This is a genomic window from Terriglobia bacterium (genome assembly GCA_020073205.1).
Taxonomy (GTDB): domain Bacteria; phylum Acidobacteriota; class Polarisedimenticolia; order Polarisedimenticolales; family JAIQFR01; genus JAIQFR01.
This window is the reverse complement of sequence record JAIQFR010000025.1, coordinates 20108-45184: the sequence shown is the minus strand read 5'-3', so window position 1 is coordinate 45184 and position 25077 is coordinate 20108. Positions and strand designations below refer to the sequence as shown.

The following is a 25077-nucleotide window of genomic DNA, read 5'->3' as shown; positions in this document are numbered from 1 at the left end:
ACGCAGAACGGCGACGGGCGGACCTTCAGGAGAGGAGACCTCGCGGACGAGATCATCCTGCACGGACCGGGCCAGAGGGTGGCCTACGTCACCGACCTCGGCTTCACACCCGAGAATTTCGAGGCCGTGGCCGCCTTGGCCCGGGACGCGGACCTCCTGGTCTGCGAGGCGGCGTTCCTGCACGAGGACGAGGCGCTGGCCCGAGCGCGGAAGCACCTGACCGCGCGGCAGTCCGGGGAGCTGGCCCGCGCGGCGGGTGCTTCGCGGCTCGCTCCGTTCCATCTCTCGCCGCGCTACCAGGGACGCGAGCAGGAGCTGCTCGACGAGGCCGCGAGCGCGTTCGGCGGCCCGGTCCTGGTCCTGACGTCGGAGGCGCTTCGGGAGGGAGCGCCTCCGGACCCTTGACCCGGGTGCTACCGTCTCCGCTCAGGTCCTAGGGAGCAGCCTCGGATCCGGCTCGAACGCGGTCACGCCAACGACCGCGAGCCGCCCCGCGTCCTCATGGAGCGGGTTGAGCAGGTAGTTCCTCTCGGACGGGATCACGGCCGACGGGACGCGGAGCACGGCCGAGCGCTTCTCCCTGAGCCACTTCGCGCCGAGCTGCTGCAGCCTGCGCGGCGCGGGGATGCTCCGCCAGTCGCGGGGGAGCGCCGCGACGGGAAGCTCCGCCACCTTCAGGCCATCGGGGATCTCGATCTCGATCGCCACGAGGTCCGGGGGAACTTGATCGACTCCGGCGTGGACCAGCACCTCCAGCGCGGCCAGCGAAAGGGTGGCCGACGTGTAGACGATCCGGGACCCCCTCTCGTGCCAGCGGCCGGCGACGAGGGTCCCGCCCTTCCCCCAGAGCGGCTCCGCGGAGTACGGCCTTCTGCAGAGCCGCCAGACGCGCACTAGCTGAAGATACCGTGGTTGATACGCTCCAGGACTTCCTCGACCTGACGTTCCCCGATCGCCGTGTCGAGGAGGCGGAGCGGCGGGGCGTCGCCGAGCGCGCGGTTCGGCTGGGTGAGCCATCCCTTGGCCTTGTCCAGCGACCCGAGGACGTCCGCGGCCACGAGCGTCACGTAGGCCAGGCGGTAGAGCCGGTCCGACTCGGCGGGGGCGAGCCGCCGCGCGACCTTCCTGCGGGCCAGCGTGCGCGGGGCCACGCCGAGGAGCCGCGTGACCTCGCCGGCGCGGACCGAGAGCACGCGGACGAGCGCCTCGAGAGCGGCGTAGGGAAGCCCCTTCCTTACCACGTCGAGCATCTCCCCGGCATCGGAGAAGCTCCGGTGGAACACCCGCCTGCCGCCGAGCAGGGCGGCGACCTTGCGGGTCTCCTCCGTCTGGAGTCTTGCCATATGGCAATAATATATCGCCAAATGGCCGCGGCCGCTAGCGCGGTCGGGCCGCCCGCGCCCTCGCGAGGAGTTCCCGCAGCGCGTCCACCACCTTCTCCGGCGCATCGCGCTGCATCATCTCCCCGCTCTCCTCGAGCACGACGAGCTTGCCGTTCGTGGAGAGCGCAGCCAGCCGCCGGCCCTCCTCGATCGCCTTCTTCTGGTACGTGGTGGCGTCGGCCGCGAGGATCGGGCTCGGCCGGGCGGCGCCGACGACGAGGAGCGGCAGCGAGCCGAGCGACGTGACGCGCGCCGCCTGCCCGGCCGATTCCCGGAGCAGCATCTCCTCTTCGGAGGCCATGGCTTGGAATCTCGCGGCCCGGCTCCGGTCGGCGGCGTACGGGGACGCGAGCATCTGCCGGGCCACGTGCTCATACTGCGCCCGCTGCGACTCCCGGAACGCGCGCACCTTCGCCCCCTCTTTTCCCGAGATCCACCCCAGGGGGAGCGGGTGGAGCAGGGCGAGGCCCGCGAGGAGATCCCGGTGAGCTCCCGCGAGGACGCAGGCGTCGAGGGCGCCCAGCGAGTGCCCCACGAGCAGATAGGGAGGATGCTCCCCGGCGGCGGCGAGGAGCTTCACGAGGTCCTCCCCCTCGCGCTTCGCGTCGCGCGGAAAGGGGCCGGGCTCGCTGGCGCCGTAACCGGCGCGCTCGTACTGGCACACTCGCGCGTCGTGCCGCAGGCCTTCCACCACGCGCGTCCATTCCCGCGGGTCGGCGCCCAGGCCCACGTCGATCACCACGGTCGGGGTGGCGGACCCGTCGCAGCTGATCCAGAGCCTGTGCCCCCCCGCGTCGACGAGACGTCCGTGCACCTCCAAGGCGCGGACATGTCCGCCGAGGACCGGGGCGGCCAGGAGGCCGATGACCAGGAAGGTTCTTCGCACGGCAGGCTCCCTCGATTCGGCTCGAGCCGGATTGAATTGTTCGCGAATCAGCCGCGTTCCGCAAGGTAGAATGGTCCTCGATGGGAGCCGCCTCGTGAAGAACACGCTGCGCTGGAGCTGGCCGATCCTGCTCGCGGTGCTGGTTCTCCTCGTGCCCTGGATGATCCACGACCTGCGGCCGAGCCGCGTCCTGGACGTCGCCGTGCTGGACAAGACGGTCCCGTTCGAGGACCGGATCGAGCACCGCTCGCTGTTCTGGCTCCTGAACTACCTGAAGATCGTCAAGCCGGACGGCGCCGGGTACGACCGCGACCGCGATTACCTCGGCTCGTTCCCCGGCCCGGTCCCCGGCGATCCTCCCGCGAGAACCGTCGATCTCACCTCCGAGCGAGCCCGCCGCGCCGACCTCGTCTACCTCGCCGACACGTATGGGGTGTACCGCAAGGACCTCGAGTCCGGCCCCGCGATGAAGGCCGCGCTGGAGCGGAGCCCGGCGATCTACGGCGGGCTCACGCTCGCCGAGGCCGAGGCGGCGCGCGCCGCGCTGGCCTCCGGAAAGACGTTGATCGCCGAGTTCAACACCCTCGGCAGCCCCACGGGCTCCGAGGCACGGGCAACCCTCGAGGGAGCCCTCGGGGTCCGCTGGACCCGGTGGATCGGCCGGTACTTCGGGAGGCTCGAGGATCGGGAGGAGGTTCCCGAGTGGCTCCGCCGCGACTACGAGCGTGAGTGGGGCCGGAGGTGGGAGTTCACGGGACCCGGCTACGTGCTGCTCCAGGACGACGACCACTGCGAGGTGCTGCGGGTAGGCGTCGAGTCGCCCCGTGTCGCCCTGAGGCTGGAGCACGTGAAGCCGTCCGATCCGGTCCTCGAAGACTCCTCGGACGGAACGTCCTATCCGTACTGGTTCGACGTCGTGGAGGCCGCCGCCGGCACGGAGGTGCTCGCGAGCTTCCGCTGGCACCTCGAGCCGGCCGGTCTCGCGCGGCTCGCAGCGCGAAAGCTCCCGCAGGTCTTCCCGGCGGTGACGCGGCGCAGGGCGCCGGGGCGCGGCGCCGCCTGGTACTTCGCCGGCGACTTCGCGGACAACCCGATGCCGGACGGGCCGGTGCCCTTCGCGGGATACCTCGCCGCCCGGCGATGGATCGAGGCGCTCAAGCTCTCCCCGTCCGAGCTCGAGTTCTACTGGCGCTTCTACGCGCCGATGATGGCCCGCCTGATCGAAGGCGTCCCGCGCCGTTGAGACTTCCGCGCCGAGGGGCTAGAGTCATCCGCCGGCAGCCGGCCGTGGAGGGATTCCCTTCCGAGGCCGCCCGCCGCGGGAGACCGTCCATGCATCGCAGCGAATCCGGCCGCGTCCTCGTCTACGCCCTGCTCCTGATCCTGCTCTTGGCGTTCCTGGGCCTCGTGGTCCTCGCCTCGTTCCGCGCGGGGCCGTCGCCCGCCGTGACGCTGACCAAGCCTGGGACGTCGATCGGGCGCAAGACGTCCGTGACGGTCACGGTGGCCGAGCCGGACCGCGGGCTCTCCCGTGTCCGCGTCGAGCTCGTCCAGGGGGATCGCGTCGAGAAGCTCGCCGACAAGTCGTATTCGCCTCGCCCCGCGTGGGCGTTCTGGGGCGGGAAGACCGACCGCGACGACCTGCGGCTCGAGATCGGCCGCGACGCGATCAAGGGGCTCAAGGCCGGGCCGGCCACCCTTAGGGTCACCGCCGAGCGCGCGCCGGCGTGGCTCCGTCACCCTTCCTCCACGACCGCGGAGGCTGCGTTCCAGGTCCGCCTGACGCCGCCGAGCCTCGGCGTGACGTCCACGTTCCACTACGCGAAGCAGGGCGGCTCGGAAGCCGTCGTGTACCGCGTCGGCGAGTCCAGCGTCAAGGACGGCGTCCGGGCCGGTGCGCTCTGGTTCCCCGGTTTCCCGCTCCCCGGCGGCGCCAAGCAGGACCGGTTCGCGCTGTTCGCGGTCCCCTACGATCTCGCGGACCCGTCGAAGGTGAAGCTGGTCGCGTCGGACGACGCCGGGAACGAGTCCGAAGTGTCGTTCATCGATCAGTTCACCCCGAGGAAGCCCCTCGGCGCGACATTCAACCTGAGCGATGCGTTCCTCAACAAGGTCGTCCCGGCGATCCTGTCGCAGACCCCGGACATGGCGGACAAGGGCGGCCTCCTCGAAAACTTCCTGGCGCTGAACGGCGACCTGCGAAGAACGGACGCCGCGGCTCTCGTCGAGCTGGGCTCGAAGTCGAAGCCGGAGTTCCTCTGGAGCCGGACGTTCCTCCCGATGATGAACGCGAAGGTGACCGCGCCCTTCGCCGAGCACCGCACCTACGTCTATCAGGGACGCACGGTGGACCACCAGGACCACCTCGGGTTCGACCTCGCGGCCACCAAGGCGGTGCCGGTTCCGGCCGGGAACGACGGCGTCGTGGTGCTCGCCCGGTTCTTCGGGATCTACGGGAACGCGGTGGTGGTGGACCACGGGTACGGCCTCGAGAGCCTGTACGGGCACCTCTCGTCCATCGACGTGAAGGAAGGGCAGGCGGTCAGGCGAGGAGACGTCCTCGGCCGGACAGGAGACACCGGCCTGGCCGGCGGAGACCATCTCCACTTCTCGATCCTGCTCGATGGCCAGCCGGTGAACCCGCAGGAGTGGTGGGACGGCCACTGGATCCACGACCGGATCGCGCGGAAGCTGGGGGGAGCGCTTCGCTTCCAGGACTGACCGGAGGGGCTCAGCGCATCGAGAACGCGACGACGGCCGGGTAGTAGGCCTCGACGGGCTCACCGGCGCTCTTCGCCGGCAGGAACTTCCAGCGCTTGACGCACTCGATGGCCGCCTGCTCGACGCCGTAGATCCGCAACTGCTCGAGCACCCCCGACGGGACGGTGCACGTGTCGCCCACGGTCCCGTCGGTCTTGACCTGGACCATCAGCATCACCTGGGTCTCGATCCGATCCTTCCGGGCCTCGGGGGGATACTTGGGGGAGTACTTCCGGTCCAGCTCCGGTAGCGCACCCTTCGGCAGCAGCTTCGGCGCCTTCTCCTCGGCCCAGTCCCCGCCGAACGCCATCTTGAGGACCTCGCCCACGTTCTCGGACTCCTCCTGGGGGGGCTTCAGGCTCATGAACTTGCACAGCTCCTGCGCCGACTCCTGGATCTTGCCCAGACGGGCGTAGGTCGCCGACAGCAGCCCGTGGAGCGGCCGCGAGTCGAGGGACATCTCCTGCATCTTCTGGATGAAGGCCAGGGTCTCGGCGTACTTCTCCTTGGAGTAGAGCGTCCGCGCGATCGCGAACGCTCCGTCGGCGGCCGCCTTGGCGTTGGTCTTCGGCGCGCGCGCGAGCATCTTGATCGCGTCGTCGCCGCGGCCGAGCTCCGCGTAGACGCTTCCCAGGGCCAGGTAAGGCGAGAGCGTCTCCGGCGCCGCGGCGATCGTGGCCTCGTAAGCCTGGATCGCGCCGTCGACGTCGCCGGCCCTCGCGAGGGCCAGGGCTCGCGCGCGAAGCGTCTTGTCCTGGCCGGGCTCGCGCTCCAGCTCCACCGCGAACTTCTTCGACGCCTCCACGTACTGGGCCTTCGCCTCCTCGGTCCTCCCCTCCTTGGAGAGTTCCTCCGCCCGCGCGAACGCGAGGTGCCCGAGGTGGAAGAAGACGTTCGGATACCTGGGCTCGAGCTGGAGCAGCTTGTTGAAATACCCTTCCGCCGGGTCGAACTGGCCGAGACGCAGCGAGGAGACGCCGGCGATGTACATCGCGTCGAAGTCCTCGGGCTTCCCCTCCAGGACCTTCTTCGACGAGTCCACCGCGGTCTGGTAGTCGCCCTTCCGGAATGCCTCCTTCGCAGCCTCGAGCACGGGATCCGGAGGCTGGGCGGGGGCGGCCGGAGCAGCCTGCGCTTGCGCGGGCTGCGCCGGCTGGGCGGGGACGGTCTGCGCCGGCTGAGGAGGCGCGGGCGGCTGATCGGGCGGGGTCGCCGGCGTCTGGGCGAGGGCGCCCGCGCACGCGACGAGGAACACCGCCAAGAGTACCGTCGAGTTGGGTCTCACGAATTCACGCTCCACGGGGCAGCGCGGGCTGCCGCACCGACTCCCCTCTTGGCATAATCTAGGACATCCGTTGCCGTTGGGCTAGCCCCCGGGGGCGTACCTGCTGAAGCAGGACCGCACGCCGAGTCCCGCTGCGATGTTCAGCGATTTCAGGTCGCCGACCCCGGTGAGAGTCGGGCGCTCCCGCTGCGCCGCGCGTGGACCGCCAGGCGTCCCGGCGCGCGCACGGGCTCACTCTTTCAGGAGCTCGATCGGAGCGGCCAGCGACACGAAAAGCAGGCAGCCTCCCGCCGTCTCCAGTCGGTGCGCGCTTCCACCCGGGTGGTGAACGTAGGTGCCGGCCTCCCGCAGGGCCCCCGCGTCCTGCACCGACCCCTCCACGACCAGGTAGTCTTCCCACTCGGTGTGCCTGTGCATCGGGTAGGACGCGCCGGGCTCGAGATGGAGGAGGAACGCCGAGCGGCCGCTGACCGGGTCGTAGTGGAGAGCCTTCCAGCGGACCCCCGCGAATGCCGTCTCGGACCAGGGCAGGGACGTGGGCGCGACGAAGACGCTCGGCTCGCTCATGGCCGCAGTATAGCGTGATCGCGCGCCCCGACGCCTCGACTCAAGACTCGTCCTCGACGAGCCGGAGGAGGTATTGACCGTACGCGTTGCCGCGCATCCCGGCGGCGATCTCCCGCACCCGGTCGGCGGCGATGAACCCCATCGTGTACGCGATTTCCTCGAGGCACGCCACCATCAGCCCCTGCCGCTCCTGGATCGTGTGGATGAAGTTCGACGCGTGGAGGAGCGATTCGGGAGTCCCGGTGTCGAGCCACGCGTACCCGCGGCCCATCCTCTCGACGCGCAGCGTCCCGGCCTCGAGGTAGACCCGGTTGACGTCGGTGATCTCCAGCTCGCCGCGCGGCGAAGGCTCGAGGGTGGCGGCGACCTCGAGCACGCGGTTGTCGTAGAAGTAGAGCCCGGTGACCGCCCAGGTGGAGCGGGGCCTCGCGGGCTTTTCCTCGAGGCTCACGGCCCGGCCCCCGCCGTCGAACTCGACGACCCCGTACCGCTCCGGGTCTCGGACCTGGTAGCCGAACACGGTCGCGCCGGTCTCCCGCTCCGCGGCGTTTCTCAGCAGCTCTCCCAGGCCGTGTCCGAAGAACACGTTGTCGCCCAGCGCGAGCGCGACCCGGTCGGAGCCGACGAACTCCCGGCCGATGATGAACGCCTGGGCGAGCCCTCCGGGGCGAGGCTGCGCGGCGTAAGCGAATCGGACGCCGATGGGGCTCCCATCCCCCAGGAGCCGCCTGAAAGCGTCCTGGTCCTGCGGCGTCGTGATGACGAGGATGTCCCGTATTCCCGCGAGCATCAGGGTCGAGATCGGGTAATACACCATCGGCTTGTCGTAGACGGGGACGAGCTGCTTCGAGACCGCCCGCGTCAGCGGGTGCAGCCGGGTGCCCGAGCCGCCGGCGAGGATGATCCCCTTCATGCCTTCCTCTCCCCACCGGGCGTCGTAGAGAGGCCGAGGCGCTCGCGCGCGTACCGGCCCGACTGGACCTTCTCGCACCAATCCCGGTGGGACAGGTACCAGCGGACGGTCTCCTCGATCCCCGACTCGAAGTCGTGCGCCGGTTTCCAGCCGAGCTCCTCGCGGATGAGGGTCGCATCGATCGCGTAGCGCCGGTCGTGCCCCGGGCGGTCCGGCACGAACGTCTTGAGCGATCGGTAGGTCGTGACGCCGCGCGAGGCGAGCGCGGCGTTCGAGGTCGGAGGGACCTCGCGGTCGAGGACCTCGCAGATCCGATCCACGATCTCCACGTTTCGCCGCTCGTTGCTTCCGCCGATGTTGTACTTCCCCCCCGGCCGGCCTTCCCGGAGCGCCAGGAGGATCCCCTCGCAGTGATCGAGCACGTACAACCAGTCGCGCACGTTCCCGCCGTCGCCATAGATGGGAAGCGGCTTGCCCTCGAGCGCGTTCAAGATCATCAGGGGGATGAGCTTCTCCGGAAACTGGAAGGGGCCGTAGTTGTTCGAGCAGTTCGTGATGATCGTGGCGAGGCCGTAGGTCTCGTGAAAGGCACGGACCAGGTGGTCCGCGGCGGCCTTCGACGCCGCGTACGGCGAATTGGGGTTGTACGGGGTCTCCTCCGTGAACAGCCCCTCGGGTCCGAGGCTCCCGTACACCTCGTCGGTGGAGACGTGCAGGAACCGGAACCGGCCGCGGCGGACCTCGTCGAGGGAGGCGGCATGGCGCCGCGACGCTTCGAGCAGCTCGAACGCTCCCACGATGTTCGTCTCGACGAACGGCCGCGGGCCGTCGATCGAGCGGTCCACGTGGCTCTCCGCCGCGAAGTTCACCACGGACGACGGGCCGTGGTCGCGAAACACCGAGGCCACCACTTCGCGATCCGCGATGTCCCCCAGCACGAACGCGAAGCTGGGATCGCCGGCGACCTCCGCCAGGCTCTCCAGGCTCCCCGCGTACGTGAGCTTGTCCAGCACGACGACGCGGTCGCCCGTCTGGCGCAGCGCGTGGCGGACGAAGTTCGAGCCGATGAAACCCGCGCCGCCCGTGACCAGCATCGTCTCCATCGCGCTCCCGTCCTCCCCGGATCGGACCACCCCAGACATCCTGCCGCCCGGGGGGATCATCTCAGATCGGGCAAGGACGAGCAACGGCGGGGCTGGCAACCCGACCCGTTACGGGGCTAGGATGGCCTCCGAAACCCGAAAACAGGCGGAGGGAGGGGAGCGATGGCGAAGGCGTTCGACCTCGAGAGGTTCCTCGTGGACGTGTTCGCACCGGAGGCGGGCGAGCGGGTCGCCGTGATGGTGGACGTGCCGACGTCGTCCTGTCCCGACGACTCCGATTGGGGCGACCGGCGTCGCATGGCGGAGGAATGGCGGGCGGGGCTCGAAAGGCTCGGGCGGAGGATCGGATTCGAAGTGCTCCCGCTGGTGTCGTACCCGGCGACCGGTTCGAACGGCGCGAGCCTGCCGGCCAACGCTGAGCTCGGCGGCAAGTCCGTCCCGATGGCGTCGCTCTTCGACGGCGTCACCCTCGTGCTGGCGCTGACGGAGTTCTCCGCCACCGCGCCGCTCATCGACGTCTCTAAGCGCCGGCCCGGCGCCGACGTGTTCCGGGCGGCCAGCATGCCCGGCATCATGAAGAGGATGGAAGAGACCTCGCTCGCCGCGGACTACGGCGAGGTCGCCCGCAGGTGCCGGATCCTGAAGGAGGCCTTCCTGACCGCCGACCGCGCGGAGGTCGAGTTCTCCACCGGCCACCGCTGCCTCTTCGATCTGCGCTTCCGCGTCTGCGAATCCGACGACGGCTACCTCCACCGCGACAAGAGCGACGACCTCCCGGTGATCAACCTTCCGTCAGGGGAGACGTTCGAGGTCCCGTACGAGGGGGAGAAGCCGGGGATCCCGTCGCGGACCGAAGGCGAGCTCCCCGTGGGCGAGGGGGGCGAAACCGTCGTGTTCCGCGTCCTTGGGAACCGGATCGTCGAGGTGATCGGCGCCGGCCCCGCTGCGGAGCGCCACCGCGCCTACTTCGCGACGGACCCGGCGCGCGGGAACATCGCGGAGCTGGCCTTCGGCTGCAACGAGCGGGCGGTCGTGACCGGCAACGTGCTCGAGGACGAGAAGGCGGGCTTCCACTGGGCCTTCGGGCGCAGCGACCACCTGGGCGGTGTCTGGGGCGTCGAAGCGTTCCTGAGCCCTCAGACGGTCGTCCACCAGGACATCGTCTACGCGCAGGGGAATCCGATCGGGATCGCCCGCGCCGATCTGGTCGCGGCGGACGGCAAGCGGATCACGGTGATCCGCGACGGCGCGTACGTCCTCTGGTAGGAGCGCCGGAGCCGCGCCGACGGGGAGAATCCCTTGCTGAACTGGGTGGAGGTCGACGCGCGGGCGCTTCGCGGCAACGTGTCGGAGTTCCGGCGACGTCTCGGGGCCGGGCCGCTGCTCGGCGCCGTCGTCAAGTCGAACGCGTACGGCCACGGAATCCTGGAGGCCGCGGCGATCGCGCGCGGCGCCGGAGCGGACTGGCTCTGCGTGAACGGCGTCGAGGAGGGGGTGCGCCTCCGGGACGCGGGGCACGACGCGCCGGTGCTGGTGATGGGGTACGTCGGGCTGGGCGACCTCGGAGAGGTGGTCGCCCGGGACCTCCGGCCGGTGGTGTACAACCTCGCCGCCGTGGGGGAGCTGGAGCGCTGCGCCGCTCGCCTCCGCCGCCGCGTGCGGGTGCACCTCAAGGCTGAAACCGGGACGAACCGGCAAGGCGTCCTCGAAGCGGACGTGCCGGAGTTCGTCCGCAGGGTTCGCGCATCGGAGTGGCTCGAGCTGGAGGGGTTGACCACCCACTTCGCGAACATCGAGGACACCACGGACCACTCCTTTGCCGAGGGACAGATCGCCGCGTTCCAGCGGGTCTCGGAAAGGGTGAGCGAGGCCGGCGGACCGGTCCCCATCCGCCATTCCGCCTGCTCCGCGGCCACGCTCCTGTTCAACCGGACCCACCTGGACCTGGCGAGGATCGGGATCTCGCTCTACGGCCTGTGGCCGTCGCGGGAAACCTACGTCTCCTGCCTCGAGCGGGGCAAGCCGTCCCTCGACCTGAGGCCGGTCCTCACCTGGAAGACCCGCGTCGCGCAGGTGAAGGACGTTCCGGAGGGAGGATACGTCGGCTACGGCTGCGCCTTCAGGGCCACGCGACCGACCCGGATCGCCGTCCTCCCCGTCGGCTACTTCGAGGGGTACGACCGGCGGCTGTCGGGAGTGGGCCATGCCCTCGTCCACGGGAAGCGCGCCCCGGTGCGCGGCCGGGTCTGCATGAACATGTGCATGGTGGACGTGACCGACGTCCCCGGCGTCGCGGTGGAGGACGAAGTCGTCCTCCTCGGGCGGCAGGGGGAAGAGCGGATCAGCGCCGAGCAGATCGCCTCCTGGTGCGGCACGATCTCCTACGAGATCGTCTCCCGGATCCACCCCTCCCTTCCCCGCCGGGTCTTGGACGACGCCCCGGACGCGGCGACCGCTTGATTTGCTATCCGGAGCGGGTTATATAACCCGGGTGTTCCCCGGTACGGAGGAGGGTCCTGTACACTGCCAAGGCGCGGAATCGCCCGGCGCGTGTCTCCAGGTAACGCCCCCATGAAGCGAAAGCCGATCAAGATCGACTGGGACGAGATCGAAGCCGCGTTCGACAACAAGCGCGAGGATCTCGTGTACTACCTCGACCTCGTCACGGGCCAGGTGGTCCTCGAGGGAGAAGGGGAAGAAGCGGACTTCGAGGACGACGAAGACCTCGTGGACGAGGACGGCAAGGAAGACGCGCCGGCCCGCGAGGGGACCACGCACCTCTACATCGAGCCGCCCGGAGAGGAAGACGAGATCGGCTGGATGGAGTACTTCGTGGAGGAGGCGGACGACCTGGACCCCGCGGTCCTGGCCAAGCTCCGGGAAGCCCTCGACCAGCCCGAGCCGCTGAACGCGTTCCGGGACGGGCTCCGCGCCGACCCCGCGGCGCGCGACCGTTGGTTCCTCTACCGGACGGAGAGGCTCCACGAGTCGGTCGACGCCTGGCTCGACGCCAACCACGTCCACGCCGCCGAGCCGCCTCCGTGGAGGGGATGAACGGGATCGCGCCACGGGGAGCAGCCGGTCGTCCGAATGCATGATCCTCGGCCCGAGATTCTCGTGGCCACATCTTCCGACTGTTACGCAAGCCAACGCCGCCGCCGTTTCGAGGTCGGCCCCGGGCCGGGAGGCGCGCCACCGGTTCGGCGCGATCGTCTCCGACCTTCCGCATGACAACTAATTCGTCATTTATCATGATATTTGACGACTATGGTGACAGGCGAAACCGATCCCTCGACCTGGGTTCCCCGCGCTCTCGATCTTCGCGCTCTTCTCGCGAAAGGGTCCCACTTCCTCCTGGGGCCGCGGCAGACCGGCAAGACGTCGCTGTGCCGGCCTTCAGCCGCTTCCTGAAGGTCGCGGCGCTTTGCAACGGCACCCTCGTGAACTTCACGAACGTGGCGAACGACGCGCGCCTTCGAGACCTATCTCATGCACGAGCTCGTGAGCCATCGCGACTACGTGTCCGGCGACGCGCTTTCCTACTGGCGTTCGACTTCGGGATTCGAGGTGGATTTCATCCTCGGAGAACACACCGCCGTCGAGGTCAAAGCGAAGCCCAACGTGTCGTCGCAGGACCTGAGATCGCTCCGTGCTCTCGCCGAGGAGAAGAAGCTGAAACGCTACCTCTGCGTGGGTCTCGATTCGAGGCCACGAAAGGTGGAGGCCGTCGTCGTGCTCCCGTTCCAAGAGTTCCTCGAGGCGCTGTGGAGCGGGGAGTACCGATGAGACGGCTGGCACTCGGCTGATGTCACGGGCGCCCTCTCGTCTCGCGGCGATTCCGTCAGCGATTCGGTGTCCGCGGGACATCGACCCCACCGTCCCATGCGCAAGGGCGGCCGTCAATCCCCGAGCCCCGCGCTCACCCGGAACATGTGCCCGTCGGGGTGGCGAAGGTGGAACTCGCGAACGCCCCACGGCTCGTTCGTCGGCGGCATCGTGACGACGTAGCCGAGCGACACGGCCGTCGCGTGCAGCTCGTCGAGGGATGGCACGGAATCGATCCACCAGCTCATCCAGACGCCGTCGGTCATGTCGTCGCCGGGCCATCGCGGCATGATCGTCCCGCGCGAGCCTTGCCCTCCGTGGCAGAGGAAGATCTGCGAATCCTCCGCGCAGACGCTCCCGAATTGGGCGTCGCCGTGGGCGCTGCGATCGCCCGCTCCTTCGATCATCCCGCCGTCGTTCCACGTGAACCCGCGCTTCCAGCCCAAGGACTCGAACCATGCGAGGCTCGTCGGAACGTCGCTGACGTTGAGAACCGGGGTGACTCCCTTAATCGCCATCGAGTTGGTCTCCTGCTCCATATTGTAACGCTGCCCGGGAGGGGCTCCGTTGGCGGCGCAAGGCGCCGTCCGGGTTCCGTTGGCCCTCCTGAGCCGACGCCAAGCCTCCCCGCGACGGAGTTCGCCTTCCATTGGGAAAGGCGCCCTCGGTATCGAATAGGTCTCGTTTATCCTCAAGCTGCGCGACTCGCCAGGACAGGCGACGTCAGGAGCCGTTTTCCGTCGGGCGATCAGTCCGGCGAGTCCCCGTACTGCTTCACGAGGCCCCGAATCTCCGCCAACAGCTCGGGGACTTTCCTGACCGCGACATCCCAGACGATGTCGTAGTCCACGCCGAAGTAGTCGTGGATGAGCCGATCCCGGATGCCGGCCATCGCGCGCCACTCGATTCCGGGACTTCCGCTCCGGATCGAATCCGGCACGTGCTTCGCGGCCTCGCCGATGATCTCCAGACTGCGGACCACCGCCCTCTTGAGCACCTCGTCCGCCAGGAACGCCTCCCTCGTGCGGCCGCCGATGCTCTCGGAGATGAAGTCCGCTTCGTCCAGGATGTGGCGAAGGTACTCAACCCCGGAAGGCGACATACTGAACCTCGCGGAGGATGCGGGGACCGATGTACGGGCTCAGGGACTCCGGTGTGACGAGTTCCACGCGCCTGCCCAGTAGGGACTCCAGGAAGAACCCCAGGCTCATGAAGCTGTCGAAGGTCTTTCGCCCGGGCTCGAACTCCACGAGAAGATCGACATCGCTTTCCTCGCGAGCGTCTCCCCTCCGGAACGAGCCGAATAGCCCGAGCCGGGAGACGCCGAGCGACCGCAGCGCCGTCTCCTCGGCTCGAAGCCGGGCGATGACCTCTTCCGGTCGCGCAACGGTCACTCGATGCTCCCCCCGCCGCGCCTGCTCTGAAATGGCGGACGGCCGCAATTACCGGCGGAGTCTATCACCCGGGTCCCACGCCGGCGAGTTCGAAGCGAGCATCTCACGAGGCCGAGGGCGCGACGAGCCGCCGGTTCATGCGCCATTCGCCAGGAAATGCGTACGGTTGAACCCGGGACACGAACCCTCGCGCGGGCGCCCCAGGAAGTTCGCGGTCCATCGGGAACTGCGACATCAGGGGTGTACAATCTCGTTGCGGCAAGATGACCGCATGCGAGGTCCGATCACGTGGACTTCACTGCGGCCGTGAGTTGCTCGCGGGCGGGCGAGCATCTCCTCTCGAGCAAATCGTCTCCTTGACCCCCAGGAGGGCCCCCATATGGTGTCCGAGGAGACTTCGGTGCTTAGATTCTTCGTGGCTGGGGCGATCGCACTCCTCTCGTTGAGCGCGACGACACCAGCCGACACAGGGCGTCCGCCCAAGACACTGGACCTCGTTTGGTCGTCGGGGGGACCGTGGACGGGAATCGCGGCGGACGACGCGACGGGCCGGATCTTCGCGCTCGATCCGCACGGCAGCTGTGTCGAGATCGACTTTGACGGGAAGACCGTCCGCACGATCCGGCTGCCGGGAGCCGGCGGCACGAAACTGCGACTCGCCAAGTTCGGCCCGGGTCAAGACGTCGCGTTCGTCCCGTTCCGCGTCTGGGGGAATCGTGACCTCAGCGTGTACGACTCGGCAGGGAAAGAGCTCTGGACGCATCCGACAGGCGCAGGGATCGATGACGTGTGGGCCGGCGACCTCGACGGCAATGGAGAGGACGAAGTCATCGTCGGATACAACGGCAAGACGGGGGTGCATGTCGTCGACAAGGCCGGCAAGATCCGCTGGACGTCGACCGCCGTCGGGGATGTGTGGAGTGTCTGCGCGGGGCACGTTTCGGACGACGGACGGCTTCAGCTCGTCACCTCCGCTTACGACGGGAAGGTCCACGTGTTTGGCCGAGACGGCACACCGCGTGAGATTCTAGATCCTGGCTGCTGGTCCCAGATGAACCGCATCGTCGAGCCGTCCGCGAGCCCGAGGCAGGCGACCATCGTCGTCGCCTGCCATCCCAGCGGACGAAACGCGACCATCAACGCCATCACCGGCGACGGAGCGAAACGATGGTCGTTGACGCTGCCCGGTGACGCGGAACCCGAGGTTGAGACCGCCTCGTTGGCGCCGGGACGCCCTTGGATCGCCATCGGGAACGGAAGTGGCAGCACTTACGTTCTCGACACGGGCTCGGGGGCGATCCTCGCGAGCCTGAGCGACCAGGAATACGTTTCCGAGCTCGCGTGGGCAGCGAAAGCAGGCAATCCGTCGCCCCTTCTGCTCGTCGCGACCGGCAGGGAAGTCAACGCATATCGGATGAATCCCTGAACGCGTCGCGCATCTTCCGACTCGGTCTTCTCGACTCTCGTTGGCGAATTCCCAGTTCGCGTGGGAGGCACGGCCGTGCCCCTTGACCCTGCGCCATACAGAACGTTCTTGGTCGCCTTCGGGAACCCGAACGGAGTTCGCCTTCCATCTACAAAGGCGAACACCGATCCGACGAGGCCCTTTCCCTACGTTTCGTTCTGTGCGCCTCCAGGAGTCACCTGCGAGAAGACCCAGGCCACCAGACGGCCGGGGGGAGACCGGCTCCCTTCTTCGACCATGCAGCGTTCAGGCCGTTGGGCGTTCGGGACGTACGTCCCAGGTACGAAACGAAGGACACCGACACGTGTCCATGGTCGACTACAATCCCAGCATGAACATCCGCTTCTACATCGACCCGGAAACCGGGCTTCCGCACATCGAGCGACACGGCGTGGATGGAGACGAGGTGGCGGACGTGCTGGCGAGGCCCCTCGAGGACCGGCCCGGCACGGAAGGCGCTCGAGTTGCGGTTGGCCGGACCCGAGCAGGGCGGTACCTTCGGGTGATCTATGTTCCCGATGCGACTCCGGGGGCGGTCTTCGTGATTACGGCCTATCAACTCGGATCGAAGTCCTTGCGCGCCCTGCGGCGGCGGCGTAGAAAGAAGGTATGAAACAAGCGACTTTCCCACCCGGGTGGGACGAAGAACGGGTTCGTCGGGTTCTCGAGCACTACGAGACCCAGTCGGACGAGGAAGCCGTCGCTGAAGACGAGGCGGCCTACGATTCGACCACGCACACGACGATGGAGGTGCCGATCGAACTCGTGCCGGCTGTGCGGGAACTCATCGCGAAGCGCCACGTTGGATAGATCTCAAGTCGAGGCCTGACGGCTGGAAGCGGCGTGCAGGCGCTGATCACCGCATCAGCCCGCTGCGGCGGAGGCGTGCCGGCGCCCGCGGGTGATGCCGAGCGTTGTTCGTCGACTTTCTGGCCCGGGCGCTCCGGTTCGCCTTCCATTAGGAAAGGCGACCTCTCCATAGATGGGGTCGTGTTTGTCCCCAGCCGCGCGCTCCGCGAGCGCTTCTGAATCCTCTCCGCCTGCGACTCGGCGACCGGCGAGAGGTTCTGGACCGTCACCGAGGCCGATCGCTCGGCCACCACGGTCCTCTTGCCCGAGGACTACTGACCGCGACGAACGAGGGTCGCTACACGGGTGCCGTCAAGGACTGCACCCGTTTTCTAATCTCCTTGATCCGGTGGCAGCGAGACACCTGCCTTGTAGATCGCAATCTCCCGCAGGACTCGCAGGAGGCGGGGGAGACGAAGAAGGCATGCCTCGTTCCTCGGTCGCTTCACTTCCCCTCCGCCGCTCTGCGGCGTGCGACCTTCTCCAGCAGCCCCTGATCCGCGAGGGCTGTCTGGAAATCGGTGGTCAGCGTCGCCATGTGGCGCCAGAACGCAGGGTCCCGCCGGCGGAAATCCTTCTTCACGGCTGCGACGGCGGGGTAGAGTTTCTTGACTACTCCATTGAACCGCTCGCGGTAGTCCGGGTCCGCCTTCATCAGATCGAAGTGGGCTGTCGAGCAACCGTCCCGGTGATTGGTCACGGTAAGCCCGCCGCCGCAGTAATGAAACGTCGCGGCGCACGCGTCTGGTAGGGAGGGACCCGCCGGCGCGCGGAAGAACGGCTCGGCGAGTGCGGCTCGATAGTCCGCCGTGAGAAGAGCCTCGGGAACCTCTCCGTCGATGGGTTCGTGACCCATCTGGGCGGCCTTCGCTGCGAGCCGCTCGAAAATACCCTTCCGGCAGAAGACGTCGCCGATCACCTGTCGCGCGTCGCCGAAGTCGGCGAATGCGCCGGCTCGCTCGACGACCTCCCACGTCGCGTCGGCGAACGCAGCCGGAAAGTCAGGCTCCTTCTTCAGCTCCTTCCATGCCAGCAGGAGCTCGTACTCGCGCCGCCCCCAGCGCCAAAGGCCTTCCGGAAGGGACGACGCCGTCTCGGGCCGTGCCGCGACAGACGGAAACGAGGGGACGATCGTGAACGCCTCCTCGGGAGGCGCGTCAGGCAGCCGATGGCCCACCCAGGTGGAGATCCTCGCGTCCCTCTCAGCGGGCGACAGACGGTCGAGGCATGTCGCGCCACGCTCCTTGCGGGTCGCGGCGCAGGCGACGCTCGCCAGGCAGCATGCGACAACGGCCAAGTTTCGAACGCTCTTCGGCCAGAGACGCTTCTCGCGATCCAGGTCCATGGCCACCTCCGCCGCGGGGGAACTGGATTACCGCTCGGGCTCGCCAGCTTGTCGAATCCTAACCCGCCAGGCTCCCCGGCGGTCAAGGCCCTACAGTCGATGCGGCAACGCCTCCGCGACGTGTTGTGCCGACGCTGGGTGCTGGCCCTACCGGCCCCCCGGCCAGTTGGAATTTGAGTTCGCCTTCCATCAGGAATTGCCAATCTGGATCTACGGGGTCTTGTTGGTCCCGGACCCGCATCAGCGTTCAGGCTGCCCCCCGGTCATCCGGCGGCGAGGAATTCCGGATCATCACGGAGGCCAACCGGTCGGCCACCATGGCCCTCAAGCGGGAGGATCGAACACGCGACCTCCAAATGTTGTGCGCGTGCAACGCCGACTCGGCGAAGTACCATTCGCCACCACCCTAAGAGCGTACCTTCGACGCAAGAATGTCGTTGCCAGCGCTTCGAGGAAGGTGACCAACGATGCCAGCGTTTCTCGCAAGACCACGATCAAGGGGACGGAGGAACGATACCGCATTCGTAATCTGCCTACCCCAGGATGCGCAACCTTATATTGAAGATGACTCGACCGTTGGAGAACCTGCAACATGAGGCGACTCGCAGTCGTGATCGCGTTCCTCGTGACTGGTTTGACGTTCGGCGCCGACGTCCTACTCGAGCTTCGATCCGGGAAGTCGCAGCTCCTCGTTCTCGAGCCAGTCGATCTCCATCTAGTCCTGGTGAACCACGGCACCGCGCCCGTGAGTGTCGCTCTCCAGACGGCCTCGCCGCCGCGACTCCGGATTCAAACTGACGATGGATGGTTCGACTGCAGGAGTAGCCTCGCGATTTGCTCAGGGGTCAGCACGGTCCCTTGGACCCGAATCGAGCCGGGCGCCGAAGTGGAGCTGGGTCCACTTCCACTCCTGTGTCCCAGCGCAGCAGTGGACGCCCGCGGTATCGTCAAGGAGTGGGTTGAAATCCCAGCGCAGTACCGGTTCCAGGCCGAATCTCGGCTAGCGGCTCCCGCACAATCGGCCGGCGAAACCTCGGCTCCAGACGACGCATTCACGGGAGTGCTCACCTCGAACACTGTCTCGATTGGCGTAAACGAGCCAAGCGGAGTGGATGCACAGGCCCTGGCGTGGTCACGCGAGCATAACGAGTCGCCGATGTCTTGGACAGCCGTCAAGCTGTTCCGGTCGTCACGCTACGCAGCGCTTGCCTTGCTGCCCTACATCGCCATCGCGAAATCAGACCCGAGCATCGTCGGAACGGTCATCGAGAGCGGTCGTTTCCTGGTAACCAGATCGGTTCCAGACCCCGACTCGCCCGACGGCTGCTCCAGCCTATCGGGGCCCGATCTGGCGCGTTGGCGCATCGATAACGCGCAACGCATCCTGCGAGAGCATCCGGATTTCCCTTATTCCGGGCAGCTTAGGCTTGCGATTGGCATCAACCAGATCGCCTGCGGCAAAGGTAGCGAGGGCCGCATGCTTCTTCGGCAAGTCGCGGGCCACTCAGATACGCGTGAAGGCGCCTGGGCGAGGAAGTTCCTCGGCGCCAACGGTTCGTAGCTGCGAATGACGACAGATCGGGACGATGGGGGCGCTGCCAAGGAACCGACCGGGGCGACTCCAGTCCAAGCCGGTGAGATCCTCTCGGAGGGTGAACGGACATGACGATGCGAGGCGCCGGGGCTGCTCTAGTCATCCTGGTCACGTCGACAGCGTATTCATCGAGTGGCGCGCCGGCGCCCGTCTCTTCGATTACTGTCGATCCTGTGGCACAGACCATGGGGACGATGAGGATCGTCAGCACCCTTCTGGTCGATCAGCAGCGACGGGAGGGTGTCTTTCCGCTCGCCGATAGTAGGTTCCATCGGGTTCAGGACGCACTCGGCCCCCAGCCGGGTATCCAGGCCGCGAAGCTAGCCCGCGATGGATGGGGCCATCCTCTATGGTATCGGGCGGTGCGGGGAACGCACCAGTTGATCAGCTACGGTGCGGACGGCAGCGCTGACCAGAATTACGACGACCAGAATCTGTATGCCGCTCGCTTTCAGCCCGTCGTCGACGCACCCGACCCTCGAAACGATCTCGTCCTCATCGATGCACGCTTCGTCAGGCGTCCGTTCGGTTCCCGAAGTCGAGAATTCGAAACGATCAACGCGATCAACGCAATCTTCATCGCGTCGGCCTCCTTCGCCATCGACAACAATCGTTACCCTGGTAGCGCGGCGGAGTTCAGACCGGTGTCGGAGCTCGCCGCCGAGCTGGCACCGACCTACATCCAGGACCTTCCATTGAATGACGGCTGGGGGCGCCCGCTCGTGTACGCGAGCCACGCGGGGACGTTCGTCCTCGCGAGCTTCGGCGAAAACGGCGTGCCGGAAGTGGCGTACTACACCGACCTTCCGTGCAACCTCCAGGCCTTCGGCGGAGAAGTCACGATTGATGAAGGCGGTGACGTCGTCCAGGTCTGCGGCGTCTTTGCGAACTGGCCGAGAGGCACCGAGCCGTGACGGGTTGTGGTCCGGACCGCCCATGACGCGCAGAACTTGTTGGTCCGCACTTGCCACGCTTTGTGCAGTGCTCGGCGCTGCGGCTGCCGGCCGGTCGTCCCGAGCATCGGACCAGGACCCAACACCTGTGTGCGACTGGCGTGCTGGTTCGTTGTTCGACGTCGTGACGTTCGGCCTGTACCTGTACCAAATCGGCCCCTTGGACAGCATCTGGGAGCAGTCGTTTCCCGCGCTCCTGCCGGATCGGGACCACAACTACCGCTGCATGCGGCAGCTCTTCGAAAACGGTCCTCGAATCATCCCTGGCCTAGAGGCCGAGTACGCGCAACAGGCGGCGGCGGTCAGCTGGGCCGTGATGCCTCTCCAGAAGACTGGCACCGATGTCGCGCCGGTCTTGGTGTTCCTTGAACCCGCGAAGGGCCGAGAATACTTGATCGGCAAGATCACCGAGCCGCGATGGTCCACCCACGACGTCGCGATCATGGCGGACAGCATCTGGCCGCGTCGATCCGATGCCGTCCGGCGCGTGCTGAGGCATCGACTGGCGAAGCGGCCACACGCCGCAGACGACACCTTCCGCGCCGTATTCCAACTTGTACGCTTCAGCAAACCCGAAGACTTCGAGTTCGTGCGTAGTTGTCTTGATTGGATAGCACCGAGCACGACGCCTCGGCTGCGATTCTCCTTGCTGAGCAAGAACGGAGAGATCGATGCGGTTGCCCAGGCTCTTGGATCGAACGTAGGCGCCAATTATGCACCTGCAGCGGATGCCTTGCTTCAGTGGGGGCATATCGATGTCGTTTGCGACCACCTCAAAGCCGAGTCGGATGCGAAGCGTGCAAACGGGATTGCGGAGCGGTACACGTCTTTCCGGCGCGGCGACTACTTCAACTTGCTTCCTGACGATGTGATCGCGGTCATTCAACGCGCCTCGCAGGCATGGCAGTGTCTGCCGCCCTCGATCAAACCGTCGCCCTTCAACGCGCCACGCGACACCACGAAGGATCGAGCGGCTCGATGGAGTCGCCCGCCGCTCGGCGGAGACGGCCGCTGATCGAACCGGCCTTCCCGGCTCTTCACGCTGCATCACTAGGAACGTTATGTGTCGCTTTCGAGAACCCGAACGGAGTTCGCCTTCCATCTACAAAGGCGAGCTTGTTCACTGCCAAGGGGAGGGATTCTCCTCCGCGAACGATTCACCGTAAGTCTCGCCTTATGAAGAGATGCCCCTACATCCTTTCGGCTAAGAGTTGCAAAGACACGACTGGCGCGGAGGACCGCCCCATCGGGCGTGATCCGCCGAAAGCGTCGGCGCCCGGGGACTTGGGAGGAGGATTGCGAACGGATTTCGCCTTTCGTGCCTGACTGCGAACTGTATGGAACCCTGTGGCTCAACCAGAGCGAGCCCGAGCCGCTCCCGATCGAGGGTCCGCTACCGCCGCACCCCGGCGGAAACTCACGATCTCGACCCCCGCGATCTCGAGCGCGGCCCGCAGCTCCTCCGATTCGAGGAGCGCACGCTCCAGGCTCCGTCCGTCGTGGTAGTCGTCGCCCGTCGCCAGCAGCGCGTCGTCCACCTCGCCGGGGTGGACGACCATCTCGTAGGTCTTTCCCGGCTCCATCTTCTCGATCGCCGCGCGAACGACGTCGAGGGTCGGCCGCCTGAGGAGCGCGTTGCCGAATCCGCGCGCCGGAGCTAGACCGCGCCCGAATCGCGCGACGTCGATGCGGCTCGCAAGCGAGAGCAACGCCCCCTTGAGGGCGGAGTGCATCCCGCCGCCTCGATACGGCCCGTCCATCGCGCGCAAGGTGACGCCGAGGGAGCGGGCCAATGGCGCCGCCACCCGAGAGAAGAGGCTGGGGAAGAGATGGACGTGCTGGTGGCTGTCGAGATGCGAGACGGCGACGCCCGCCCCTTTCACCGTGCCGACCTGCGCCCGCCACTCGGCCGCGATTTCCTCGACGGAGATCCGGCGGGAGAAGAGCCGCGCGAGGAAGCTCTCGGCCGTGTGGAACTCTCCCGACGCGCCGACGAGGCTCGGCACCTCGCGGGCCGGGAGGAGCGGCCGCCCGCGGGTCACGTTGAGGTGGACGCCGAAGTCGAATTCCGGGTGCGCCGCGGCCCACGAGATCGCCTCCGGCCCGTGCGGGGTGCCGAGGAGGATGGAGGCGCTGGTCCAGGCTCCCGAGGCCAGCCCCGCCTCGATCGCCCGGTTGATCCCGGGCGCGAGGCCGTAGTCGTCGGCGTGGATCACGAGCCGCGAGGGAGCGGTCCTCGACGGGGGGGGGCGATATCGTCCCGCGATCGATTGCGCCCTGATGCGGACCAGGTCGCGGAACATCCGGGAGGAGTCCACGACGAACGCGACCGTGCTGGGCTCGCTGTCGTAGCGGAACGCGACGGGTACCTCGACGATGCGCGCGCCGCGGTCGATGAGGGCGCGCAGCAGCTCCACGTCGAAGGAGAACCCGTCCATCTCCAGGAGACCCAGAACGGGCCGGACCACCTCCGTCCTGAACCCCTTGAGCCCCGCCTGCGTGTCCAGGATCCGCGGGACCGTCAGAACGCGGCAGAGGAGATTGAAGGCGCGCCCCATCACGTGCCGGGTGTAGAGGTAGTGAAAGAAGGACGGGCTCATCATGTAAGTGCTGTCGGGCAGCACGCGGCAGGCGATCGCGGCGTCGGCGCCGGCCTCGAGAGCGGCCACGATCCGCGAAGCGTTCTCCACCGGGTAGGCGAGGTCGCAGTCGGTGAAGAGTGCCAGCGGGGCCCTGGCGCGCAGGAGGCCGACCCGGATCGCGAACCCCTTCCCCCGGTTCCCCGCGAAGCGGATCCTCTCCACCGGCTCCCCGCGGTGGGCTTCAAGAAAGGCGTCGAGGAGCGCCGGAGTCCGGTCGTTCGACGCGTCGTCGACGATCAGGAGTTCCCACGGGTCCGGCTGCGCCTTCAGCCAGGCATGGATCTGGCCCAGGCTTCCCTCGAGGAACCTCTCCGCGTTGTAGACCGGCAGGATCAACGTCCGCGCCGGCGAGGCCCCGCCGTCCAGGCTCATCGGCCGCCCCCGACGCCCGCCGGTGTCAGGCGAACGGCGGAAACGGCCGGCCCGGCCAGCACCGTCGTGCCGACGAACGCCGGGTCGGCAAGGATGGTTCGGCGCTGATCGCTGTGGACGATCCAGATCCCGCCGGGCCGCGCCGCGACGCTTCGGCCCAGATCGCTCCTCGGGACCCGGGGCAAAGCCCGCTCGAGGTAGAAATCGAAGCCGTACCAATCCTTCGCGACGACGACCCCGGCGACGTCCGCCGCGACGCCGGCCCGCTCGAGATCGCGGACCATGGGGAGCGCCGAGTGCGTGCGCTCCAGCCGCGGGAGGGCCAGCATCACCACGATCAGCATCGCCACCGCCGCGCAGGCCGCGTGGGACGCGGCGAGCGCCGCGGCGGAGCGGCGCAACACCGACAGGAGCGCCCCGGCCGAACCCAGGACCAGCACAGCGGCGAACGCGATCGCGCCTTTCCTGGCGTCCGCCCAGTCCGGGTCACGGAGCGTGACCGCGACGGCGGCGGCGGAGAACAGCGCCACGGCGAGGCCGAGCCCGGCGGACACGAGCGCGTGCCTCGCGGGTCCCCGGGCCGCGCCGAGCGGGAGCGTGCGGTCCCAGTAGCCGCCGATCAGCAGCGCGGCGGGGGCGAACGCCGGGAGCACGTAGGTCGGCAACTTGCTCGCGGTCACCTCGAAGATCGCGACCACGGCGCCGAACCAGCAGAGCAGGAACAGAGGGCCGGCGTTCCGTCCAGGTCCGCGCTCCGCGCCCCAGGTCGAAGGCCGCGCGGCCGCGGCCAGGGCGGCGGGCAGCGCCCCCGACCACGGCAGGAGTCCGACAGCCAGGACGACGGCGTAATACAGAGGGAAGGACGGGTGCTCCGGGCTCACGAATCGCCCGACGTTCCCCTCTCCGATGAACGTCTCGAGCAGGAGGCCGCGGTGGGCGGAGAGCATGTACCCGTACCATGGAACGGCGGTCAGGATTGCACCCACGGCTCCCGCGAGGAGCGCTCTCGGCCGGAACAGGTCGGAGCGTCTGGCGAGCGCGGCGTAGAGGGCGACCGCGATTCCCGGAAGCAGGAACCCGACCGGCCCCTTGGTCAGCGCCGCGAGGCCGAAGGCCGCCCCGGCCATCCCCATCGCGAGCGCACGTCCCCGTGCCAGGTACCGCTCGACCGCCAGCATGCCCAGGGTGACGAAGAGGGACAGGGTCATGTCGGTGATCGCCGCCCGGGCGAGGAGCGCGTACTCGAGATTGGCCGAGAGCGCGAGAGCGGCGACGAGCGCTCCGCGCTCACCGAGCCTCCCGCGCCGTCCCACCCAGAACACCGTCAGAACCCCCGAGAGCCCCGCTAGCGCCGACCCGATCCGAGCGGCCGTCTCGGAGACTCCGATCGCATGGTACGCGGCGAGAATCATCCAGTAGAAAAGGATCGGCTTGTCGAACCAGGGCTGGCCGTGGAACACGGTGAAGGCCCACGTCCCGCTCCGGAGCATCTCCTGGGCAGGGACGGCGTAGTACGGCTCGTCCGGATCGAAGAGCCCCACCGATCCCAGGCCGAAGAAGAACAGCGGCACGGCCAGTCCGACGAGGGCAATCGTTCCGGGAAGGAGGAGGCCGAGTCCGGGCCGCACGGGCGCCTCGGCTCGAAGGTCGCGTCGATCCGGAGCTTCGACGGGCAATAACCGGTCCTCGGGGGCGAATTGCGACGCGGCGGACGGGGCCATGTTACCAGAGCCGCGCGCTGC

General features: G+C 67.9%; 25 protein-coding genes. 13 read left to right on the top strand and 12 right to left on the bottom strand.

What is annotated here, in order from left to right:
• Positions 1 to 405: hypothetical protein (locus tag LAO51_07500; GenBank protein MBZ5638589.1), on the top strand; the 405-nt coding region annotated here is incomplete at its 5' end.
• 21 nt (positions 406 to 426) lie between these two features.
• Here LAO51_07500 and LAO51_07495 read toward each other — a convergent pair.
• Complete coding sequence (locus tag LAO51_07495; GenBank protein MBZ5638588.1) at positions 427 to 1017, bottom strand: RES family NAD+ phosphorylase; 591 nt, start codon at positions 1015 to 1017, stop codon at positions 427 to 429.
• Between the two features lie 360 nt (positions 1018 to 1377).
• Entirely contained in the window at positions 1378 to 2268 is an 891-nt protein-coding gene (locus LAO51_07490) for an alpha/beta hydrolase (protein ID MBZ5638587.1), read from the bottom strand.
• Between the two features lie 94 nt (positions 2269 to 2362).
• Here LAO51_07490 and LAO51_07485 point away from each other — a divergent pair, with 94 nt between their 5' ends.
• Entirely contained in the window at positions 2363 to 3511 is a 1149-nt protein-coding gene (locus LAO51_07485; protein MBZ5638586.1) for a hypothetical protein, read from the top strand.
• 89 nt (positions 3512 to 3600) lie between these two features.
• Positions 3601 to 4989: a M23 family metallopeptidase gene (locus LAO51_07480; protein MBZ5638585.1), complete on the top strand. Its 1389-nt coding sequence runs from the start codon at positions 3601 to 3603 to the stop codon at positions 4987 to 4989.
• Between the two features lie 10 nt (positions 4990 to 4999).
• On the opposite strand, the gene LAO51_07475 is transcribed toward LAO51_07480, so the two are convergent.
• From LAO51_07475 to rfbB, 4 genes are all read right to left on the bottom strand, one after another.
• Entirely contained in the window at positions 5000 to 6313 is a 1314-nt protein-coding gene (locus tag LAO51_07475; protein ID MBZ5638584.1) for a TonB family protein, read from the bottom strand.
• Positions 6314 to 6544: 231 nt separating this feature from the next.
• Positions 6545 to 6880: a cupin domain-containing protein gene (locus LAO51_07470; protein ID MBZ5638583.1), complete on the bottom strand. Its 336-nt coding sequence runs from the start codon at positions 6878 to 6880 to the stop codon at positions 6545 to 6547.
• A gap of 40 nt (positions 6881 to 6920) precedes the next feature.
• On the bottom strand, positions 6921 to 7793 hold the full coding sequence (gene rfbA / locus LAO51_07465; GenBank protein MBZ5638582.1) for a glucose-1-phosphate thymidylyltransferase RfbA: 873 nt from the start codon (positions 7791 to 7793) through the stop codon (positions 6921 to 6923).
• Positions 7790 to 8896 (bottom strand): dTDP-glucose 4,6-dehydratase, encoded by a 1107-nt coding sequence (gene rfbB, locus LAO51_07460; GenBank protein ID MBZ5638581.1) that lies wholly within the window; start codon positions 8894 to 8896, stop codon positions 7790 to 7792. Before rfbB ends, rfbA begins: the two co-directional genes overlap by 4 nt.
• Before the next feature lie 162 nt (positions 8897 to 9058).
• Between rfbB and LAO51_07455 the strand changes: the two genes are divergently transcribed.
• The 4 genes from LAO51_07455 (at position 9059) to LAO51_07440 (ending at position 12682) form a co-directional block, all read left to right on the top strand.
• A complete protein-coding gene (locus LAO51_07455; GenBank protein ID MBZ5638580.1) occupies positions 9059 to 10162 on the top strand; it encodes an aminopeptidase in 1104 nt (367 codons plus the stop codon).
• Positions 10163 to 10195: 33 nt separating this feature from the next.
• On the top strand, positions 10196 to 11356 hold the full coding sequence (alr, locus tag LAO51_07450; GenBank protein MBZ5638579.1) for an alanine racemase: 1161 nt from the start codon (positions 10196 to 10198) through the stop codon (positions 11354 to 11356).
• Between the two features lie 111 nt (positions 11357 to 11467).
• Positions 11468 to 11950, top strand: a complete 483-nt coding sequence (locus LAO51_07445; GenBank protein ID MBZ5638578.1) for a UPF0158 family protein — start codon at positions 11468 to 11470, stop codon at positions 11948 to 11950.
• A gap of 435 nt (positions 11951 to 12385) precedes the next feature.
• Positions 12386 to 12682: a DUF4143 domain-containing protein gene (locus tag LAO51_07440; GenBank protein MBZ5638577.1), complete on the top strand. Its 297-nt coding sequence runs from the start codon at positions 12386 to 12388 to the stop codon at positions 12680 to 12682.
• Between the two features lie 113 nt (positions 12683 to 12795).
• Here the strand turns inward: LAO51_07440 and LAO51_07435 are convergent, their stop codons facing one another.
• The 3 genes from LAO51_07435 to LAO51_07425 all read right to left on the bottom strand — a co-directional run bounded on the left by LAO51_07435 (position 12796) and on the right by LAO51_07425 (position 14115).
• Positions 12796 to 13239 (bottom strand): bleomycin resistance family protein, encoded by a 444-nt coding sequence (locus LAO51_07435; protein MBZ5638576.1) that lies wholly within the window; start codon positions 13237 to 13239, stop codon positions 12796 to 12798.
• 230 nt (positions 13240 to 13469) lie between these two features.
• On the bottom strand, positions 13470 to 13823 hold the full coding sequence (locus tag LAO51_07430; protein MBZ5638575.1) for a DUF86 domain-containing protein: 354 nt from the start codon (positions 13821 to 13823) through the stop codon (positions 13470 to 13472).
• Positions 13804 to 14115, bottom strand: coding sequence for a nucleotidyltransferase family protein (locus LAO51_07425; protein MBZ5638574.1), 312 nt, complete (start codon positions 14113 to 14115; stop codon positions 13804 to 13806). The genes LAO51_07430 and LAO51_07425 overlap by 20 nt, the downstream gene beginning before the upstream one ends.
• A 400-nt stretch (positions 14116 to 14515) precedes the next feature.
• Between LAO51_07425 and LAO51_07420 the strand changes: the two genes are divergently transcribed.
• From LAO51_07420 to LAO51_07410, 3 genes are all read left to right on the top strand, one after another.
• The gene (locus LAO51_07420; protein MBZ5638573.1) at positions 14516 to 15541 is read left to right on the top strand and encodes a hypothetical protein; all 1026 of its coding nucleotides are present in this window, start codon (positions 14516 to 14518) and stop codon (positions 15539 to 15541) included.
• Between the two features lie 370 nt (positions 15542 to 15911).
• Entirely contained in the window at positions 15912 to 16193 is a 282-nt protein-coding gene (locus LAO51_07415; protein MBZ5638572.1) for a hypothetical protein, read from the top strand.
• Positions 16190 to 16390, top strand: a complete 201-nt coding sequence (locus LAO51_07410) for a hypothetical protein (protein ID MBZ5638571.1) — start codon at positions 16190 to 16192, stop codon at positions 16388 to 16390. The genes LAO51_07415 and LAO51_07410 overlap by 4 nt, the downstream gene beginning before the upstream one ends.
• A 484-nt stretch (positions 16391 to 16874) precedes the next feature.
• On the opposite strand, the gene LAO51_07405 is transcribed toward LAO51_07410, so the two are convergent.
• Positions 16875 to 17774: a hypothetical protein gene (locus LAO51_07405; protein MBZ5638570.1), complete on the bottom strand. Its 900-nt coding sequence runs from the start codon at positions 17772 to 17774 to the stop codon at positions 16875 to 16877.
• Between the two features lie 592 nt (positions 17775 to 18366).
• Here LAO51_07405 and LAO51_07400 point away from each other — a divergent pair.
• The 3 genes from LAO51_07400 (at position 18367) to LAO51_07390 (ending at position 21336) form a co-directional block, all read left to right on the top strand.
• A complete protein-coding gene (locus LAO51_07400) occupies positions 18367 to 19335 on the top strand; it encodes a hypothetical protein (protein MBZ5638569.1) in 969 nt (322 codons plus the stop codon).
• Positions 19336 to 19436: 101 nt separating this feature from the next.
• Positions 19437 to 20282: a type II secretion system protein GspG gene (locus tag LAO51_07395; GenBank protein MBZ5638568.1), complete on the top strand. Its 846-nt coding sequence runs from the start codon at positions 19437 to 19439 to the stop codon at positions 20280 to 20282.
• A 151-nt stretch (positions 20283 to 20433) separates the two neighbouring features.
• Positions 20434 to 21336: a hypothetical protein gene (locus LAO51_07390; protein MBZ5638567.1), complete on the top strand. Its 903-nt coding sequence runs from the start codon at positions 20434 to 20436 to the stop codon at positions 21334 to 21336.
• Positions 21337 to 21673: 337 nt separating this feature from the next.
• On the opposite strand, the gene LAO51_07385 is transcribed toward LAO51_07390, so the two are convergent.
• On the bottom strand, positions 21674 to 23335 hold the full coding sequence (locus LAO51_07385) for a ChbG/HpnK family deacetylase (GenBank protein ID MBZ5638566.1): 1662 nt from the start codon (positions 23333 to 23335) through the stop codon (positions 21674 to 21676).
• On the bottom strand, positions 23332 to 24963 hold the full coding sequence (locus tag LAO51_07380; protein ID MBZ5638565.1) for a glycosyltransferase family 39 protein: 1632 nt from the start codon (positions 24961 to 24963) through the stop codon (positions 23332 to 23334). The genes LAO51_07385 and LAO51_07380 overlap by 4 nt, the downstream gene beginning before the upstream one ends.
• Positions 24964 to 25077 lie beyond the last annotated feature (114 nt).

What these genes read in the sequence shown, in the direction of transcription:
- rfbB (MBZ5638581.1), bottom strand. Translation starts at nt 8,896, where the DNA reads ATGGAGACGATGCTGGTCACGGGCGGCGCGGGTTTCATCGGCTCGAAC.
- LAO51_07400 (MBZ5638569.1), top strand. Translation starts at nt 18,367, where the DNA reads ATGAGGCGACTCGCAGTCGTGATCGCGTTCCTCGTGACTGGTTTGACG.
- LAO51_07440 (MBZ5638577.1), top strand. Translation starts at nt 12,386, where the DNA reads ATGCACGAGCTCGTGAGCCATCGCGACTACGTGTCCGGCGACGCGCTT.
- LAO51_07470 (MBZ5638583.1), bottom strand. Translation starts at nt 6,880, where the DNA reads ATGAGCGAGCCGAGCGTCTTCGTCGCGCCCACGTCCCTGCCCTGGTCC.
- LAO51_07480 (MBZ5638585.1), top strand. Translation starts at nt 3,601, where the DNA reads ATGCATCGCAGCGAATCCGGCCGCGTCCTCGTCTACGCCCTGCTCCTG.
- LAO51_07405 (MBZ5638570.1), bottom strand. Translation starts at nt 17,774, where the DNA reads ATGGACCTGGATCGCGAGAAGCGTCTCTGGCCGAAGAGCGTTCGAAAC.
- LAO51_07410 (MBZ5638571.1), top strand. Translation starts at nt 16,190, where the DNA reads ATGAAACAAGCGACTTTCCCACCCGGGTGGGACGAAGAACGGGTTCGT.
- LAO51_07430 (MBZ5638575.1), bottom strand. Translation starts at nt 13,823, where the DNA reads ATGTCGCCTTCCGGGGTTGAGTACCTTCGCCACATCCTGGACGAAGCG.
- LAO51_07495 (MBZ5638588.1), bottom strand. Translation starts at nt 1,017, where the DNA reads ATGGCTCACCCAGCCGAACCGCGCGCTCGGCGACGCCCCGCCGCTCCG.
- LAO51_07395 (MBZ5638568.1), top strand. Translation starts at nt 19,437, where the DNA reads ATGACGATGCGAGGCGCCGGGGCTGCTCTAGTCATCCTGGTCACGTCG.
- LAO51_07435 (MBZ5638576.1), bottom strand. Translation starts at nt 13,239, where the DNA reads ATGGCGATTAAGGGAGTCACCCCGGTTCTCAACGTCAGCGACGTTCCG.
- LAO51_07455 (MBZ5638580.1), top strand. Translation starts at nt 9,059, where the DNA reads ATGGCGAAGGCGTTCGACCTCGAGAGGTTCCTCGTGGACGTGTTCGCA.
- rfbA (MBZ5638582.1), bottom strand. Translation starts at nt 7,793, where the DNA reads ATGAAGGGGATCATCCTCGCCGGCGGCTCGGGCACCCGGCTGCACCCG.
- LAO51_07385 (MBZ5638566.1), bottom strand. Translation starts at nt 23,335, where the DNA reads ATGAGCCTGGACGGCGGGGCCTCGCCGGCGCGGACGTTGATCCTGCCG.
- LAO51_07445 (MBZ5638578.1), top strand. Translation starts at nt 11,468, where the DNA reads ATGAAGCGAAAGCCGATCAAGATCGACTGGGACGAGATCGAAGCCGCG.
- LAO51_07415 (MBZ5638572.1), top strand. Translation starts at nt 15,912, where the DNA reads ATGAACATCCGCTTCTACATCGACCCGGAAACCGGGCTTCCGCACATC.